Here is a 16,490-nt window from a genome sequence, read left to right as displayed (position 1 = left end):
TGTAGGAGCAGAGTGATGAGGGTTTTTTCCAAAGGGTCGAAAGTTCCTTTCGTATTAGCCGCGCTTGCCATGCCAGCCTGGGCTGGCTTGTCCGCGCAGGAGGGTCCCGCCAACGGCGACGACCGAATTACCGTCGTCGGCACGGCTCCCACCGATCTGACCGGGCTCACCGAAGGGCCTGAGATCGAGGGGTACATTTCCGCGCGCACTGGCGAGCAGATGCAGGTCACTGGCGCCGATGGCGCTAACACCGTGATCCTTGTTTCCGAAGCCACGGACATCAAGTCCAGCGGTGGCCTTCTGGGCCTCGGCCGTACCAAGCTTGGCGCGGACGCGCTCCTCAACGGCCTGCCGGTTACGGTGCAGACCGTGCAGTGGGACGGTGGCCTGGTGGCGAGCCAGGTGCGATTCAAGAACAGCAACCTCGCGACGGCCTCGATGATCCGCACCGGCACCGCTCAGCGCTTTGGCGAACATGACACCGCCATTGCCGAAAACGCTGCGGCGGCGGAGGCCCTGCGCGGGCGCGTGGGCGATATTGACCAATACAATATCAAGGGCACGACCAACGTGTACTTCGACACCGGCAAGTGGGCGCTTTCGCAGTCCGCCGAAAGCGAACTTTGCGCCGCCGCCGCCCAGGCCAACTCCATGGACAACGCGCTGTTGCTCGTCGTCGGCTACACCGATGCGGTTGGTAGCGAGGACTACAACCAGGAGCTCAGCGAGCGGCGGGCTGGCCGCGTGGTGAACTATCTGCAGCAGAAGTGCGGCTGGGCACCCTATCGCATGCTGACTCCGACCGGGATGGCCGAGTCAGACCCGCTTGCGGACAATGAGACTCCCGCGGGCAAGGCCCAGAACCGCCGCGTCGCGGTCAACATCCTCGTCAGCAAGGCTGTCGAAGGTCTGTAAGACACGCGGGGTGGGCTTCGGCCCACCCCGTATCAGTGCAAGGTCGTCAGCCACTCGGCAATCATGGACTGCCCGGCCTTGACCGCGCGCGGTCCATGCCGGTCGTGATCGTCACGCAACCGTTCGACGGTGGTACCGCTCGCAGCGATGTCTTCCGGCCAACTCGCGGTCCAGGCATGGAATCGCTCGTCGACCCCCATCTCGGCGTGGAACTGCAGGCCCAGGGTATTGACCCCCCTGCGGAAAGCCTGGTGGCGATAGAGTTTGCTTGAGGCGAGCAGTTCGGCGCCCTCGGGCAGTTCGAAGGAATCGCTGTGCCAGTGCAGCAGCGGAACTCCGTCGAGATGACGTAGCGGTCCGGCCGCGGGGATCTCGGCGATCTGCAACTGATGAAAGCCAACTTCGCTCACCGGTCCGCGATAGACCTGGGCGCCTAGCGCCGCGGCGATCATCTGCGCCCCGAAGCACACCCCCAGCGTCGGCCGGTCGAGTTCCAGCCGCAGCGCAAGACGCCGCAGCTGGCAGCGGATCCAGGGATAGCGCTCTTGCTCATAGACCCCCATCGGCCCGCCCATCATGATCAGCAGATCGGGCTGGCGCAGGTCCAAGGTGGAGAATGCGGGATCGGCGACGTCGATCCGTTCGAGATGATAACCCGCAGCCTCGATCGGTTCCCGGTAACCGGCAATCCCTTCAAAGGGCACATGGCGAATGATCAACCCGGTCTTCAACTTCGTCTGCTCCAAAAACGACCCCGCAACCCTTCGGAGCGACCGTCAGCAGGGCGGCAGCCGCTTTCCCGTGGCTCAGGTTGCCGGGAGCAAGGCGAGGTGGAAATCAGGCACCTCACATTCTCAACTTATTCAATTGAGAATGTGAGTCAACGCGCGGGGAGCATAGACTTGCTATCACTGGATCAAGGCTGAGCCACAGCGCCGGTCAGGATCGGTTGGGGGCATCCTCTTGGCCGGCGGAAGCCTCGAGAGCCGCCGCAGCGCCCCACGATAGCGCGTGGAACACCAGCTGGAGCGCGCCCTGCGCAGCCATCAACGCGGCAACTTCGACCGAGGCGTCCTCCGTCAGGCTGACCGCGAGAGCGGCAAACAGGATTTCCTTGTTGGGGATGGGCATGCGCATGATCACCATGCGCAGCGCGCCGAGCAGGAACCAGTTCTGGAAGGTGATTCCGGGCAAGGCCACGGCCCAGCTTCCGACCAGCAGTGCCTGGACCGCCAGCACCCGGAACAGGTGCCAGCGGAAGGCGAACATGTTCTCCTTGACCGGGAGGCTCATGACTTTGCCCCTGAACACGAGAATCCCGATGTTCAGCAGGATCATCAGTACGAAGCTCCAGGTCAGGATTCGCAGTGTCCGGGGGTCGAGGGCCGCGCTCAGCACTGATGCGCCATCCATCGTCAACGTGATCAACAGCAGGACCAGCGTGGCGAAGTTTCCGGCCAGGCCGGATGTGATGGCCATGTCCTTCACGGCGGCAAACGGGTTCTTCGCCGGATCCACGCCCGGGCCATCGCCCCGGCCGAAGATCTTTGGCTTGGGTCCCTGGGGATCGAACTGAATGCCCATCCGGCGCGCGGCCCAGACCAGCAGGTAGGTGTGGCCGGAGTAACTGAACAGCGCGTCGTTCATCACCCGCATGCGCAGGAAAATGCCCATCGCGCCCCAGCCGAACTTCCACCAGTGCCGGTAGATGAACCACTCCATGAAGGGTTGCAGAAGATAGGAACTTACGAACAAGATCCAGAACAGCGCAGAAGCGGGAACCACCGCCACCACTTCGTGCCAGCCGACCTGCGCGATCGCCCGGGCGAGCAACATCAGGATGAGGATCGAAAGGAGAGCGTTGAAGCCCTTGCGTATCCTGGAAGCCAGCGGGGACTCCGCCCAGGCCTGTGCCCGTCCGGCGACTTGCATCAGACGGTCAAGAAGCCGGCTGTCGGTCATCCGGTGACGCTAACTCAGGTTATCCTTCCCGCCAAATGCTTCTATTCCCAATGGAGCAGCCGCCAATCCGGGTGGAACTGCCGCGTCGAGTGGAATTGCATCGTTTCGCGCATGACCGGCACCTCGAACGGAACGCTGGCGATGCGCCGCGTGCCAGGCAGCAGCCAAGGGGCGCCTGGCTCGCGGACGTTCAGTGAGTCCGCGGCCAGCCCCTACTGCAAAGGCCAAATGGAAAACCAGGCGATCGATATTGCGGTGGAGCGGGTGAAGGGAATCGAACCCTCGTCGTAAGCTTGGGAAGCTTCTGCTCTGCCATTGAGCTACACCCGCATTTCCGCCATTTTTGGACTGTCGAGACCGGCCAGTTTACAGGTCAGTTTACAGCCTTAGCGGCAAGGCGGTCGGCAAGTGCCACAACGGTCCTCGCTTGGTCAATATAGACCATCCGAATGGAGGCCACTCTTTCCGGCGACCATGCCAATACCCGAGCAATATCCTGATCGGTCGCGCCATCAAGCATAAGCTGGGTCGCGCAAGTACCACGGCAATCGTGCAAGTGTTTCCTGCGGCCATCCGTGTGAACGATGCCCGCCTTGGTGGCGGCTTCGCCGACCCGCTTACCCAGACCATCCGACGACCATCTCCTCCCGTCTGACGTAACAAGCACTGTGTCGACGTCAGGTTTCCGTTTGCGGGATCGAAGCTCTGTGAGAAGTTCGCTAAGTTGGGGTGTAACAGTCACCGTCGCCCTGCGTCTCTTGCCTCTGCTGACTTTGCTAGCAACGCGGATGATCGCCTTCTCTCCAATCTCACTCCATCGCAGATCGGCTAAGTCGGCGCATCGCAAACCAGTGAGGCAAGCAAGTCGGACGGCATCGTTGACAGCTTGGTTCGCAGCCTCGGCGAAGCGCCTTAGGTCGTCAGGGAGCCAAATTATCTCGGCTCGCTGACCGTTCCGGTAGAGGCTCGAAATATCAGCTGCCACATTAGTGGAGAGACGCCCCCTCTGCACGCCAAACTTGAGTAAGGCACGCAAGACCGTGACACCGATGTCCGCTGCTCTTGGCGTATCCTTGCGGCTATCCCTCCAGTCGAAGACCTTCGACTTCATTCGGGGGTCGTTGAACACGCCCAAAGGAATGCGGCCCCATTTCTCCTCAATCATGTCGAGGGCTGATCCCCATGTCTTTTTCGTGCTGTCCGCCAGTTGTTTCCATTCCGGGCTGCGACGCCAATCTCTGATGAGGGCCAGCAGGGTGGAAGGATCGGGACTGTTATCCATCTCGTCCGCCGCGACGATACGCCGCATAATATCGGCATCGAGGCGGGGCCGCTTCGGACCTTCTGACCGAAAGACCTGCGGTCCACCGCGCCAAGCGTAGATATACCAGACGATGCCAACTCGTGTCTTCTTGCGCACAAGGTGAGGCGTGCGCTTCAAAGCTTGTCAGCCCACTCCGAAAAAGCGTCACTTGGCCTGTGTCCCCGTGCAGCTTCTAGGGTAGTCAGGCTAATTGTGCCGTCTGGCCGTATCTCAACGCTGCCAATATGCAGCCCTACGCTTAGCGCGGCATCAACAGCCCGCTTGAGATCGACCTTCTTGAAAGTTGCCTGCAACTTACGCCTTCTCGGCGGATTAGGAAGTTGCGGCTCTTGAGCAATACGGCGGATCATTGGCGTTCCAAGTAAAAAAGACACCATGAAAAACTAGAAAATCCACCGAAAACTTCAAGAAAAAAAGATTGACATAAAAAGTTGGATGACATCCCAAATCGAATATGACTTACGGTATATAGTATTTGCTGCGATCACAGCGGCTCCCAGTTCGGATCAAGTACCGGCATGTTGCCCCAGTCGATAGCCTTGAGGTCTTCCTCGGTGCGGATGCGGGTCCGGGGCGGTGGGTTCACGGCATCGCCTTGGCGGATGCGCTGCGCCAGCGGGGACCGGGGATGGATCGGCATGTTCTCCAGCCGCTCGGCTCGCTTCACCTTGAGGTCGGCCTCACGCAGCTTCTGGTTGGCGTCGGTAGTCACCTTGCGGTTCTCGTCCCGCATGATCGACACGGCCTCGCGCTTCGACATCTCGTGCAGCGCCTCGTCGTGACTGTGGCCGGAGGCGACTAGCTTGTCGTACACGGTGCGCTGATCCTCGTTCATCCACGCGTCCAGATCGCCGCCCGCCCAAGCGTCAGCGAAGTGGTCGATGAACGAGACCAAGAACCCGATGTTCGGCGTCTTCGGTGGCGAAGATTTGGTCATCCACGAAAGCTGGGTCCGGCATACGCTGGCCCAGCTTCTGGCGCACCATCCGATGAAGTCCGGGAAGGTGATGCGGTCGGTGTGGAGCCAGCCCTTGGCCTTGTTCTTGACCATGTGAACTTCGCGGACGTTCCACGTCAGGACAGCGCCGGTCGGGTGAACCTCGCTGATGGCAGCCCGCCACTGAGCCTGAGCGGCGTCGACCCGGTCTTTCAGTTTCATGATCTTGGCGGCCGGGCGAGGCTTGCGGCGGGCGGAAACTTCTTCTCTTGCTTCCCGGATCAATTCGCTCGGATCAATGGTGCGCTGAGACGCAGGCTCAGCATAGTTTTCGTTCTCCAGACTTCCTTCTCCCGGATTACTTTCTCTCGTGTGCCACTGTGGCACTGCCCCCGTGCCAGCCTGACACTGGTCAAGTGTCACAGCGGCACCGGTTTTGAGGCGCTCCGGGACGTTAAGCATGGCGGAAGACCACCCGAGATTGACGGAAGATACCTTGATTTGCTTGCCCTCCGGATGATGATGGCGAGCAATCATACCCTTGAGTTCGAGCCTAGCGAGGGCGCGAAAAAGCGAACGCCGCGACACCGTGTTGCTCATGCCGCTGTATATCTTGTCGCCGTTGAGCACTCGGTCGAGGCTGAACGTGGCGCGGGTCTTCTGCCAGCCGAGGGTACGATCCAGCAGCACCATCACCACGACGAACTCGCTGGCGGAGAGGTGCGGCATCCATTCGCGGATGATCGTCTGAGTGGCGGTGAGCGCGGTGGGAGGCTTCTTCACCACCGCTGGCTTGGCGACGTCAAATTCAACTACTGTCATACACACCAACCTTTCGTTTGAGGCGGTGAGTTATTCATATTTTCGCATGGTATCAACAATTTTAGCTAAGAATTTTGTTTCATCTCTTCATGTATTCTACTCGTGTAGATTACCATTTCATAATTTGCCATGAAGTTACTCAATTCGACCATCTTAACTGATCACAACATTTTGAGCGAAGATGCAGAATGCGTCGTTGATGATCAAACCAACCCAGCGATGAAACCATTCGGAGCGATCCAAGAAGGGTGAGACAATTCCGAGGCACGGAACCCAGCAACCGAGATCACCACACCCCAACGCCTCCACGGGGGAGCCTTCAAGGGGGGGCAGGTCTACTGGCTGTCGGTCGGAGCCTTGACGCACATCGTTTCCCAGACCTTGTCCATTTCGGACGATGAGGTGAGATCGGAGGCAAGAAACGCTAGGCCGTCGACGTTGCCCGCAGCGACAAAACGTTCGTAGCCTGTGTATCCTCCGAAGCCATTCTTGGCATTGACCTCGCCGCAAGCGACGGGTGCTTTGCCACCCGAATAGAAGTGAACTTCTCGGAATTGCGCACTGTCCGGGTCTCTCAAGCGCGTTCGGATTGCATCCTTTGACACCTCAATCCACGCGACCTGCTTACCGCCGTCCGCGTATGGGTTTTCGCTTGCCTTGGTATCCGAACTGGCATTGCCAACTTTCGACCCGTCCTTATCCGACGCGCAGAACCGAGCGAGCAACACGAGCCCCACGACTATCGCGAAGTAGGTCAGACCCTTGATCGTGTTGTTCTGTTGTCCATTGGAACCGGCCGCGATCTCCGCCTCGGAAAACCGATGGCCGCAATGCTTACAAAGATGGGCGGCCTTTTTTATCGTTTCCCGGCATCGCGGGCACGCTTTCTCCCAAACCCTCATCGAACCCCCCATTTAAACCCCCGAAAAAGTTAGCGTCATCGCATCGCAAGGGAAGCGAATATATCCGGAGCCGCAGCGATCTGAATTGCCTCGTCCCGGTTCAACTCAATCGTTCGCAATGAGATGGCCCAGTCGCCGGGTCTCGAATGTTCTTCAACGAAAGCACGCCAACGAGGCGGATCGAAAAAGCGTCTATGAACGCGAAAATGGCATGAGCGGCAGACTTGCTTGATCGCCAAGGGCCGGAAATAGCACTCAGCATGTCTGTGCTCCGCTCCCGATGTACGGCAGATTGAGCAGCAATTAGCGGGGATGAGCAGCCGCAGTTGTTCTGCGATCCGCAACTTCTGCCACCCCATTATTCGTTCGATCCCACTGCTGCCGTTATAGGGTCGAGGAGTGCCCCAACCCCAGCGAGGTAAGGGATGGCCTGCCGCGATAGCCTTCTCAACCTGCATCTGGATAAGAACATCCTCGGGAAAGTCGTCGTCAAAGCCTGGCCTGCAAATGTCTTCGAGTTCGCCGGTAAGCCGGGCAAAAAGTTTGCTCATGGGCGGGCCTCAGCCAACAGACGGTAGACCGAGGCTCGGGAGACGCCCAGTTTTTTGGCAATATCAGGCGCTCTTAATCCTTCTCCCGCGAGGCGCTTGATATCGAGCAGTTTGGCGCGTGCGGTCGGTGCCCTTCCTCGATAGCGCCCCAAGCGCTTGGCCCGCTCAATGCCTTCGCGCTGACGAACAAGCATCAACTCCCGCTCAAATTGGGCCAAAGCTCCGAACATCGTGAGCGTCAGGCGGCCTGCGGGCGATTGGGTGTCCATCTCGCTTCCACCGAAGTCGATCACCCGGAGCGACACCCCTTTGGCCTCCAGAACGCTTACGATCCGCAACAGGTCGGCGGTAGAACGAGCGAGGCGGTCGAGCCGCGTGACGACGAGTGTGTCGCCCTCACGCACGAAGTCCAGCGCAGCATCGAGTTGAGGACGTTCAGCGACCGATGAGACCTGCTCGGCAAAGACCTTGCAACCCGTTGCAACCAGGTGCTCGATCTGCGCCTCTAGACCGGCGATTTGATCGAACGTCGAGGTGCGAGCGTATCCGACAAGCATCTGATAATCCTAGCAACTTACTTGCTAAGTCTAGGAGAGTGTGGATCGCAGGCAAGTCCGAATTGGGGCACCAAAGCTCCTTGGGATGATGTGGCTCCCGATCTCTTTGTCGCTGTTAGTTCTATGATTTTCAGTCGATCCATCAATCGTCGCGTCTTCAAACGCCTTCTTATTCCTATTGCGTTCACTGCTCTGGATCACTCGCCCCTTCTCTGCGAAGGTCTTGCAAAGGGGGGGCAAATGCAAAACCGATATGCCGGTGACATCGGCGATTACGTGAAGCTAGCGCTAATAAGAGCCATCGCTTCCGATCTCTCGCTCGGAGTGGCGTGGTATCTCTTTCCGGACGAAAACCACAATTCGGATGGAAGGCATGTCAGCTATCTCGACCAGCCCGAAAGGTGGCGGCACCTTGATCCGGACCTGTTCGACACGCTGAAAGCGACGGTGCGCGAGCAACGGACAGTTGCCGCATTGGAAGCCTCGGGAGCACTTCCCGGCGCACTATACTCCCGCGAACCGATCACCACAGATGCCATCCCTGCCGGAGAGCGTTGCGATTTTCGCCACCAGTGGTTTGGCCGAACTACCGACCAGCTACGCGGTTGCGACTTGGTGTTTGCCGACCCGGACAACGGGTTGGTTGATGATCACCCGCGTCGTAGGCGGGATCGGAAGTTCGGAAAGCAGCTGCCGATCTCGGAGGCGCTATCGTTGGCGCACGGGCGACAGGCCGTGATCTATCACCACAACACGCGCTATCCGGGACGGCATGATTTGGAGGTCGAGTGGTGGCGATCTCAGCTTGGCGATGGGACGATAGCTGTCCGGGCTAACGCGTATAGCTGTCGAACCTTCTTTATCGTCAATCCGTCCGAAGCAGTTAAGGACCGCACAGCGCAGTTTTGCGAGAGGTGGTCCGGGCATAGGGTGCGACTGACGGCCTAACGCAATCACACTTCGGCTCATGGTTGACGGCGAAGCAAAGGACCGCTCCCAACTCATCTCCACTTGGCTTCGCGCGCCGCAAGCCCCCCTATCTGGGCGCGAAAGAACACCGACGGACGCTTCGGCGCGAGTTAACCATGCGCGTCAGTGCCGGTGGACTGTAAGAGTGCCGCATATCCATCGGCGGTCAAAGGTGAAGGTTCAGGGAGTTCTTTCAACATTAATGACATCGCCGCCCTTACACCCCCCATCAAGCTAATAGCATCGTCAGTGGTCGAGATATGCTCCTCCGGATGCATCAGCGGGTTCCGATGCAAGTCTTTCAAATCGCGGAGTGCTGCTCGAACCCTCTGATCACCCTTCTCTAATTGACTTAACTTGTTGATATAATCACCCATATTTCGGCTGTCAGGCCGGTGCTCCGGTCCTGCGACCCGATCAAAATATCGGCGCAATACGCTCTCGTTCGCCCGATGCAGATGAAACCCAGCCGCGGTTGGAAGGTCGTATGCGATGCACCTTGCCGCCTGCTGCGCATCGAGGATTGCTTCGGGAACTTTCGTCGCCAGATCAACTGGGAAGCTGAGGTGCCCCTGTTGAAGATACCCCGTCATGTCTACGTTGTGCCGTGGCGGAACGTAGAACATTGGAGTTACACCTAACTCAGCTTTAAAAACCGTCTCAAACTTCGTAGCTTTGTCGATGACTGGCCACATTGTCGCGACAGGAACGAACTGCCCCTGTGAATTGAAGTCTGGCAGGTTGAACAAGAAGTTTCCGAGCAGGTTTAGAAGTTCGAGGCCCTCCTGTCGGCTGGTTCGAAGCTGATAGACGCTATTGTTCAGCAGCGCACCAAGTGCCCCTTGGGCCACCAGAGTAGGATGATGCGCCGCCTGCCATGTAGTGGCTTGAAAATTAAACTGAGTGAGAGGGTGAACCTGCGCCCCTAGTTCATACAGATAATATCCGTGGATCGGCTGCAAATCCGTTACCTCCTACTTGCTGATATCATCACATAGTATTGCAGACATTGATCGTCACGCCTCCACAACATTGGCATGCCCGCTTTCATTCAACTAGCTTCTAAGGCATCAGTGAGATTGTCTTCCGAGAGCACGATCCGACCTTATTGGGGGCCGTCTCCACAGTTCCGTCTCATCTATCAGAAGGAAGGTCATGCGAGAAAAAGGACACCCAGCTAAGTTAGCTCTACGCTCCTTATAGTATCGTCGGACCGAGCAGGCAGCACTGGCCTGGACGTTTCGCCCGAAGGCTCACTTTGCGGTGTCACCACTTTCGATGTCGGATATAATATTCTCGACGGTTCGGAGAACGAGTTCGACATCGGAGCCGGTTGACTGCGCCGCTACGTCGCCGTGCACAATGCGGTTGCGGACTTCGATCAAAGACCGAAGTTGTTGTTCTTCCCCGGGAGAGATGTGTCCGTTTGCTGCGAGCGTCTGCACAACCGTGCCGGGTGTTCGGGGCTTCGCGCTGTCTGTCTCGCCGACTAGCTGGAGGCAAGCCTCCAACAGTGACCAACCCATCACGAGAGCCGCATCCACAAAGCCTGCTTTGTTCAAACGATGGACGTCGTCCAGTCGCATACGAATAGCACTCGGCGTGGCGGACGGAATTGTCAGGGACTGGAGCGGCCCAGACGGCGCATAGACCACTAGAAGTTGCCAATCGGGGTGCCCGTCAAAGATACGCCGAAGGTCGCGCAACCTGGCCTGAGTTACCGGCGATTGCCCGTGCTTCACCTCAATGGCGATGGTCTTGTCGCCGGTCTGCACGATGGCATCCGGAATGTAAGGACCAAGAAACTCCGGCAACAAGGAAGCATCGGGCGCGACCACAAATGTGGACCCTTGCTGCTCATATCGTGACCTTAGACGCTCAAGAACTTCACGTTCTGCGTCAGCGTACGCTGTCTGGCGCGGCGAACTTGTCACACCGTCCTCCAACTTAGATCGTCATCAACTCGAATATAGACGACCGGAGGTTCCGTATCCAAAGCGAGAGCCAACATGTCGCTTGTCACAACGAACTCCCAACCACCATCTGGTTCAAATTTCTGAACCGTCACTCGTTCAACGACCTTATCATCGAGATAAGCGATGCTGATCATCCCATCCAGTATCAGTTTGGCGATATTGTCCACATCGCCTTCCATGGGCGCACTTGGGAAGTAGTAGATTGTGACCGCGAGCGCTCGATCATCCAAAAAACCCAACTGATATGTGGCGCGTTGTCGCTCGCTGGCCGCGTCGTTAACCCGCTTCTTCCAAGCCTCACGTGTTGCGCTTGTCTTGCATTGCAACGCAATGGGCGTGCCTTCTAGCACAACCTCAAACGGAAAGAGCGTCTCCTGATCCGACATGCTCGTCTTGCGTTGACCCTGACATGGCCCCCGACCTAGTCCATTGCAGACATCGCCGGCCAAACCTCTAACCTCAAACACCCACTAGCGCCGCGCCATTCGCTACGTTGGCTGCGCAGTGCCTCTTCGCATCACGTCGAGATGTCTCTTGACGCTTCATGAGCGTGGCGAGCGTCACCAACACGCCATGTTGGAACTCACGCTTGGACCTTATCGTCGGGTCGACACCCGCCGAAAACCCGACAGCGAGGCACATTCCACAGGTATTCGACGTGTAATGCCGAACCAACTTGCACCAAAGGCGCATGTCTCTTGCCCTGGGCATCCCCCCGTGGCCATTTAGCCATAAAAGGCCATGGAGTTTGTTCAGAGTGCTGGTGGAAATCATTCTCAGTGTAGTCGGAGAGGCCGCACTGGCTTATGCCTCAGATAAGGGGTTTGAACTATTCAAATCAAAGGAAGCGAAGAAGGAAGTCGCCGAGATTGGCTGTGCTGCCATCGAAGCTGGCATACAATCCGCTCCCTCACTCGCAGCCGATCTACGGTCTATCAGTTTCGTTAAAGGGGTGTTCGTCCCTGTCCTTGAAACCGTCATCAGTGATCCATCGGACCTCCCCGATCCGAACGGTTTGGCGAAGCAGTTTGTGGAAACGTTTGTGCAGCGTTTCGTTAAGGACGACACAACTGACGAGGTTTTACGTCGCATATTTTTGACGGACCCCAAAGACCTAGTGGCTGCGTTTGAGATCATCATTCGCGAACTCCGGTCTCAGTTCAACAGATCAAAATACTGGCGCGAGGTCGGTCACTTCATTGCGGTAGAGACGACGTTGGCCAACACGGCTGCAATCCGAGCCATCTTAGAGCGTCAGCAACGTGAGGGGGAGGAAGCGGCAATCGATTTCAATGCCGCGATCCGTGATGCGAAGGCGGGTTCAGATGAACTGCGAGAGTGGCCCAGAGACATTGCGGGCCGCGAAATCCTCAGACCCGAACTGGAGCGCCTCAAAAAGCATATTCAAGAGGCGCCCTACGGAACGTCGATCTTAATTGGGGAGGCGGGGTCCGGAAAATCCGCTTTGATGGGCACGCTGACTGACGAACTTGAAAGCTGCGGCCACGTCGTATTTGGGATCAAGGCTGACACATTACCCGCGACCATTCAGTCGATTGAGGACGTCGGGATCGCGCTAGGCATGGCAGGGCCTCTGGCGACAGAGATCGCCGTCGTCGCACGATCCGCACCCGTGACGGTTATTATCGACCAGTTGGATGCGGTCAGTGACGTCATGGATCGCTCCTCGGATCGAATGAAGGTGCTACTTAGGATGGTGAAGAACATCCGGGATCAAGCACTTCCAGTTCACGTCGTTGTCTCTTCGCGGCCGTTTGAGGCGGCTCACGATGCGCGGTTCCAACAACTCAAGGCAGAGGAATTCAGCCTAGCCCTCCCTTCAATTGACGATGTCGTTGCCCTGCTCAGTGAGTTGCAAGTTGAGTGCGCTGGCATTTCCGACGAGTTGAAAGAGACCCTTCGTCGACCCTTTGCGCTCAAGCTATTCGTCCAGTTGGTCCAGCGAGGCGTTGACCCTGCCTCGGTTGAAGCGGGCGATTTGCTGGACCGTTGGTTGGCGACTGCTGACCTCGGACCCGACGACACGCGCAGATCAGTCTTGAAATTGATGCAAAGCCTCGCTTCGGAAATGCTCGAAACCGAGACCCTCTGGCGACCCGCAGACGTATATGAGGCAGGCAGCAAAGGAGCGCTCGCTCGGGGCGAAGCTTGCGGATTGATTGTTCGTAGCGGCCAGAAAATTGGGTTCAGCCACCAATCTTGGCTAGATGACTTTCAGGCAAAGGGCTTCCGGACAGGCAAAGACCTCGCTGACTATGCTTGGCAAAACCAAGATAGCCTGTTTGTCCGTGCGACGGTGTTGCGATCTCTACAACGACTGCGGACAACGGACGAAGGTGCTTATGTTCGAGCAGTCTTCGCGCTCCTCAGCGATGGAAAAACGCGTCGTCACCTTAGACACCTAGTGACGGATGCAATTTCGACCGTTCGCTCACCTACCGCGCAAGAAGCTGCTTGGGTCGATACGTTAATCCGGACGGACCCGATATTGGCTAACCGCGCCCTCGGGAGGGTCGTTCAGAACTGGCCCAATTGGCGACCGTTTCTATCCAAATGCCTACCAGAGCTAATGGCAAAGACGCAATATCACTGGCCGGCCGTGCAGGCGCTTGCCGAAGAAGCAAAAATAGACCCAGATGGTGTCGTCTCGCTCGTTCGTTCGCATTGGAGCGATCCGGAGAGAGATGAACTGGTGTTCCGTATAGTCGAGCAATCAGGCGTCATAACCGAAAGGGTCGAGGAATTGATCGGCGTCCTGCTCAGACGCACAGCCATCGATCCGCATTCGGTTTCCCATCTGGTGACCATGCTAAGGACTGATGGCAGATTTCTCGAAGCCTGTCGGGTTGTTGCGATCTGGGTCCAAACTGTTGACGTTGGTCGTGACAAAAACCCTCAACTCTATGACGTCGAGAGACTGGCGGAAGCGGCCCCGCTGGAGTTTGCCGAAACGCTGATGCCTTGGTTTCTTGAGCAGGCAGCAAAGGATGTCGAACCCAATCGCGATGGGATCAAGCGATACTCCAAATCCCAATCACTACCGTGGGATTGGGATTTTGAACGAGAACGAGGCAGCATCATTGAGGCGTTTCGCGACGCGATGAACGCAGTGGCAAAGGCCGACGCAGCATCGTCAACCAGACTTATAGGCATGATGGGTTCGGTCGAGATTGACCAAGTGCAGGAAGTGATCGCACAAAACTACATCGCGGCGGGCGCTGCGCTGGCCTGTCACGCACTTCGTTACGTTCTAGCCGATGAGCGCCGGTTCTATCTTGGGGAAACCCACGTAATGGTAGAACCCGGCCTCTCTTCAATTGAGGCCGGTTTGACGTCGCAGGAGCTAGTCGAGGCGATTGGCGCGCACCTTCCGACTGACCGACTAGCGGACCTTCGCGACGCGATTGAGACTTGGTCCCTCTATGGCGCCGCCTATGGAACGGAGGATGACGCCGAACTGAAACGCATGCGCCTTCGATGGTCCGATGAACATCGCATGGAACTGCTTGAAAGGCTGCCGCCAGCGATCTTGGCTCCGCGTCGTCAGCGCCAGATCAAGGAATGGAGAGCGGCGAAGGGACGCCCCATCCCACGCAAGCGAGGGACAACAATGGCAACGTGGGTCGGATCACCCATGCCAGCGTCGACCATGGAACGGGCGGCAGATCACGACATTTTCGGTATGCTCGACGCGATACACGACACATCGCCCGAGTACCCTCGGCGACGTCCCATCTCGCGGAACGGGGGTGTCTCGGAGCTATCTCGCGCTTTCGGTGAATTCGGGAAGAACAATCCTGAACGAGCGGTTCGCGTCGCGCAAAGGTTCGTTGCCGGGAAGCATGAGAATGCTGCTGGCTACCTCATGGATGAGCTTTCGAAGGACGGCATCTATCCGCCTCGCGAGGTGCTAAGATTGATCCACGAATTTTCAGCCAAGGGATTTGCATCGCGAACTTGGACGACACACGCCGCGTGGGCGCTCTCTCGCCTTTCCGGAGAACTGAAAGGCCTACCAACCGAAACGCTGACCATGCTTGAAAGCTGGCTGGAAAACGATCCTGAAACAATCGCGGATCAAGTCCAGAAGCGCTTAGTCTCAGAGGCCGAAAATGAGCGCCGAAATAAGAAGGAGCGAGCGATGCCTTCGCCTTTCCTATTTCGCGCTTATGGTGGGATGCGCATGGTTCCCCAAGAGAACTACACACTTCTGGCAGCGATCTTTCACGGCCTGCTCGGACGTGATGAACCAGCCTACGAAGCATGGCTGGACGTCTTGGAGCGACACGCCTCCAAACCAGAAGACCCTCACATATGGTCCTTTCTGCTTGCAGACAAAGGCAAGTGGCTATTTTGGGCGGATAGGTCGCGAGTGCAGGCACTGCTCTCTAAACTGAGCGATCTCGACTTTCGCATCTTCATGAGCATCGATCTGGTGGGCCTACTTTGGAGCGCCCGAGCCATGTTCCCGGATCAACTTATCGTTCGAGTATGTGAGGCTTGGTTTGCTTCTGAGGACGATGAATTTCGGCAGGCTGCTGCGGAGTTAGCCGAGGCATTCGCCATTGTTGAGCCCGACAGTGTGACCGCGAAGGCGTTGGCAGCGTTGGTAAACGACGATGTTTCCCCAGAACTAACCGGACGTTTGTTCACCGCCGCATCAGCTTGGGGAGAAAACGAACGATCCTTAAAAGCTCAGGCACACGCGTTTTTGATGGAGCACGTGTCGCGAGTTGGCGGCGATCAAGCCCATGCAATTTCCGCGGCCGTTGACCAGACTGACAATCTTGCTCCCGATGATTTTACGCGAGAACTGATAGTCGCCGTTGCCGACAATGCGTCGGTTTTGGCTGCCTCTCTCACTGGCCGATTTGCAGACGGTCTACAGTCTCTATTGCTCTATCCTGGCTTCGACGAGCCAGTGATGTATGTCACCGAACGCATCGCGACCTTGATCGTGGATCAACGCGGAGGAATGCACAGAGGCTTCATTGATCGCGATTTTGTGCAGGTCGCGATAGCCCTCCAACGCAATGACGCCCCACTTCGGGCGAGAGCAATGGACGTCTACGAGAAGTTGCTTGATGCTGGCGCGTATGGTGCGGAGGAGGCAGCCAAGGCAGCGATGGGTCGATAAGCCGTTGCAACCCGTTGCACTGTGGGTCGTTCGACGCAGTTTACACTGCTCCCGCAAGTGTCTGATAGGTAAAGGGACAAAATCTGGCTGGTTTACAAAGAAGGTGGCAGAAAACTGCCAAATCGGCCAGCTTGGGAAGCTTCTGCTCTGCCATTGAGCTACACCCGCAGATTGGCGAAAATCTGCCAAGACCGATCCCGAGGCTCCGTCCGTCCTACACCTCAAGCGATCCGGGCGCCGATTGCCACGACCTTGGCAGGTTGGTCAACATAGACCTTGCGATTCGCGCGGCTTGGCAAGTCGTGCGATCCGTTGCAGAAACTCAAGCCAATAAGAACGGGACACGCAGTTCCGATTGAGGGGGATGACCGTCATGCGCATGCCATCGCGCCTGCTTCGTATTGCTTTGCTTTTGCC

14 protein-coding genes and 1 tRNA gene are annotated in these 16,490 nt (G+C 57.5%); 4 read left to right on the top strand and 11 right to left on the bottom strand.

The genetic code is table 11. The features are described from left to right. The first annotated feature begins 15 nt into the window (after window positions 1-15). Window positions 16-915 (top strand): OmpA family protein, encoded by a 900-nt coding sequence (locus tag KK137_RS00075; RefSeq protein ID WP_214533775.1) that lies wholly within the window; start codon window positions 16-18, stop codon window positions 913-915. 32 nt (window positions 916-947) lie between these two features. On the opposite strand, the gene KK137_RS00070 is transcribed toward KK137_RS00075, so the two are convergent. Together KK137_RS00070 and KK137_RS00065 are read right to left on the bottom strand one after the other, a co-directional pair. Beyond that, window positions 948-1,646 (bottom strand): glutamine amidotransferase, encoded by a 699-nt coding sequence (locus KK137_RS00070; RefSeq protein ID WP_214533774.1) that lies wholly within the window; start codon window positions 1,644-1,646, stop codon window positions 948-950. 208 nt (window positions 1,647-1,854) lie between these two features. Next, window positions 1,855-2,877 carry a hypothetical protein gene (locus tag KK137_RS00065; protein ID WP_214533773.1) on the bottom strand — a complete coding sequence of 341 codons (1,023 nt, stop codon included), beginning with the start codon at window positions 2,875-2,877 and terminating at the stop codon, window positions 1,855-1,857. Between the two features lie 111 nt (window positions 2,878-2,988). Here KK137_RS00065 and KK137_RS00060 point away from each other — a divergent pair, with 111 nt between their 5' ends. Beyond that, window positions 2,989-3,168: a hypothetical protein gene (locus KK137_RS00060; RefSeq protein WP_214533772.1), complete on the top strand. Its 180-nt coding sequence runs from the start codon at window positions 2,989-2,991 to the stop codon at window positions 3,166-3,168. Here KK137_RS00060 and KK137_RS00055 read toward each other — a convergent pair. The 6 genes from KK137_RS00055 to KK137_RS00030 form a co-directional block, all read right to left on the bottom strand. Next, window positions 3,134-3,207 (bottom strand) — tRNA-Gly (locus KK137_RS00055). The genes KK137_RS00060 and KK137_RS00055 overlap by 35 nt on opposite strands. 43 nt (window positions 3,208-3,250) lie before the next feature. Beyond that, window positions 3,251-4,297: a tyrosine-type recombinase/integrase gene (locus KK137_RS00050; protein ID WP_214533771.1), complete on the bottom strand. Its 1,047-nt coding sequence runs from the start codon at window positions 4,295-4,297 to the stop codon at window positions 3,251-3,253. A 388-nt stretch (window positions 4,298-4,685) separates the two neighbouring features. Further along, on the bottom strand, window positions 4,686-5,960 hold the full coding sequence (locus KK137_RS00045; RefSeq protein ID WP_214533770.1) for a hypothetical protein: 1,275 nt from the start codon (window positions 5,958-5,960) through the stop codon (window positions 4,686-4,688). Window positions 5,961-6,295: 335 nt separating this feature from the next. After that, on the bottom strand, window positions 6,296-6,874 hold the full coding sequence (locus KK137_RS00040; RefSeq protein WP_214533768.1) for a zinc ribbon domain-containing protein: 579 nt from the start codon (window positions 6,872-6,874) through the stop codon (window positions 6,296-6,298). Window positions 6,875-6,897: 23 nt separating this feature from the next. Beyond that, entirely contained in the window at window positions 6,898-7,413 is a 516-nt protein-coding gene (locus KK137_RS00035) for a hypothetical protein (RefSeq protein ID WP_214533767.1), read from the bottom strand. Continuing rightward, a complete protein-coding gene (locus KK137_RS00030; RefSeq protein ID WP_214533765.1) occupies window positions 7,410-7,970 on the bottom strand; it encodes a recombinase family protein in 561 nt (186 codons plus the stop codon). Before KK137_RS00030 ends, KK137_RS00035 begins: the two co-directional genes overlap by 4 nt. Before the next feature lie 90 nt (window positions 7,971-8,060). Between KK137_RS00030 and KK137_RS00025 the strand changes: the two genes are divergently transcribed. Then, window positions 8,061-8,918 (top strand): hypothetical protein, encoded by an 858-nt coding sequence (locus KK137_RS00025; RefSeq protein ID WP_214533763.1) that lies wholly within the window; start codon window positions 8,061-8,063, stop codon window positions 8,916-8,918. 131 nt (window positions 8,919-9,049) lie between these two features. Here the strand turns inward: KK137_RS00025 and KK137_RS00020 are convergent, their stop codons facing one another. The 3 genes from KK137_RS00020 to KK137_RS00010 all read right to left on the bottom strand — a co-directional run bounded on the left by KK137_RS00020 (window position 9,050) and on the right by KK137_RS00010 (window position 11,301). Further along, the gene (locus KK137_RS00020; protein ID WP_214533761.1) at window positions 9,050-9,901 is read right to left on the bottom strand and encodes a hypothetical protein; all 852 of its coding nucleotides are present in this window, start codon (window positions 9,899-9,901) and stop codon (window positions 9,050-9,052) included. Between the two features lie 291 nt (window positions 9,902-10,192). Continuing rightward, a complete protein-coding gene (locus tag KK137_RS00015; RefSeq protein WP_214533759.1) occupies window positions 10,193-10,873 on the bottom strand; it encodes a HepT-like ribonuclease domain-containing protein in 681 nt (226 codons plus the stop codon). Further along, entirely contained in the window at window positions 10,870-11,301 is a 432-nt protein-coding gene (locus KK137_RS00010; RefSeq protein ID WP_214533757.1) for a RusA family crossover junction endodeoxyribonuclease, read from the bottom strand. Before KK137_RS00010 ends, KK137_RS00015 begins: the two co-directional genes overlap by 4 nt. A gap of 371 nt (window positions 11,302-11,672) precedes the next feature. On the opposite strand from KK137_RS00010, the gene KK137_RS00005 reads away from it, so the two are divergent. After that, window positions 11,673-16,073 carry an NACHT domain-containing protein gene (locus KK137_RS00005; protein WP_214533756.1) on the top strand — a complete coding sequence of 1,467 codons (4,401 nt, stop codon included), beginning with the start codon at window positions 11,673-11,675 and terminating at the stop codon, window positions 16,071-16,073. Window positions 16,074-16,490: the final 417 nt, after the last annotated feature.

It is taken from the genome of Croceibacterium selenioxidans, assembly GCF_018599195.1.
Classification (GTDB): Bacteria; Pseudomonadota; Alphaproteobacteria; order Sphingomonadales; family Sphingomonadaceae; genus Croceibacterium_A; species Croceibacterium_A selenioxidans.
This window is presented reverse-complemented; position numbering and strand designations above follow the sequence as displayed.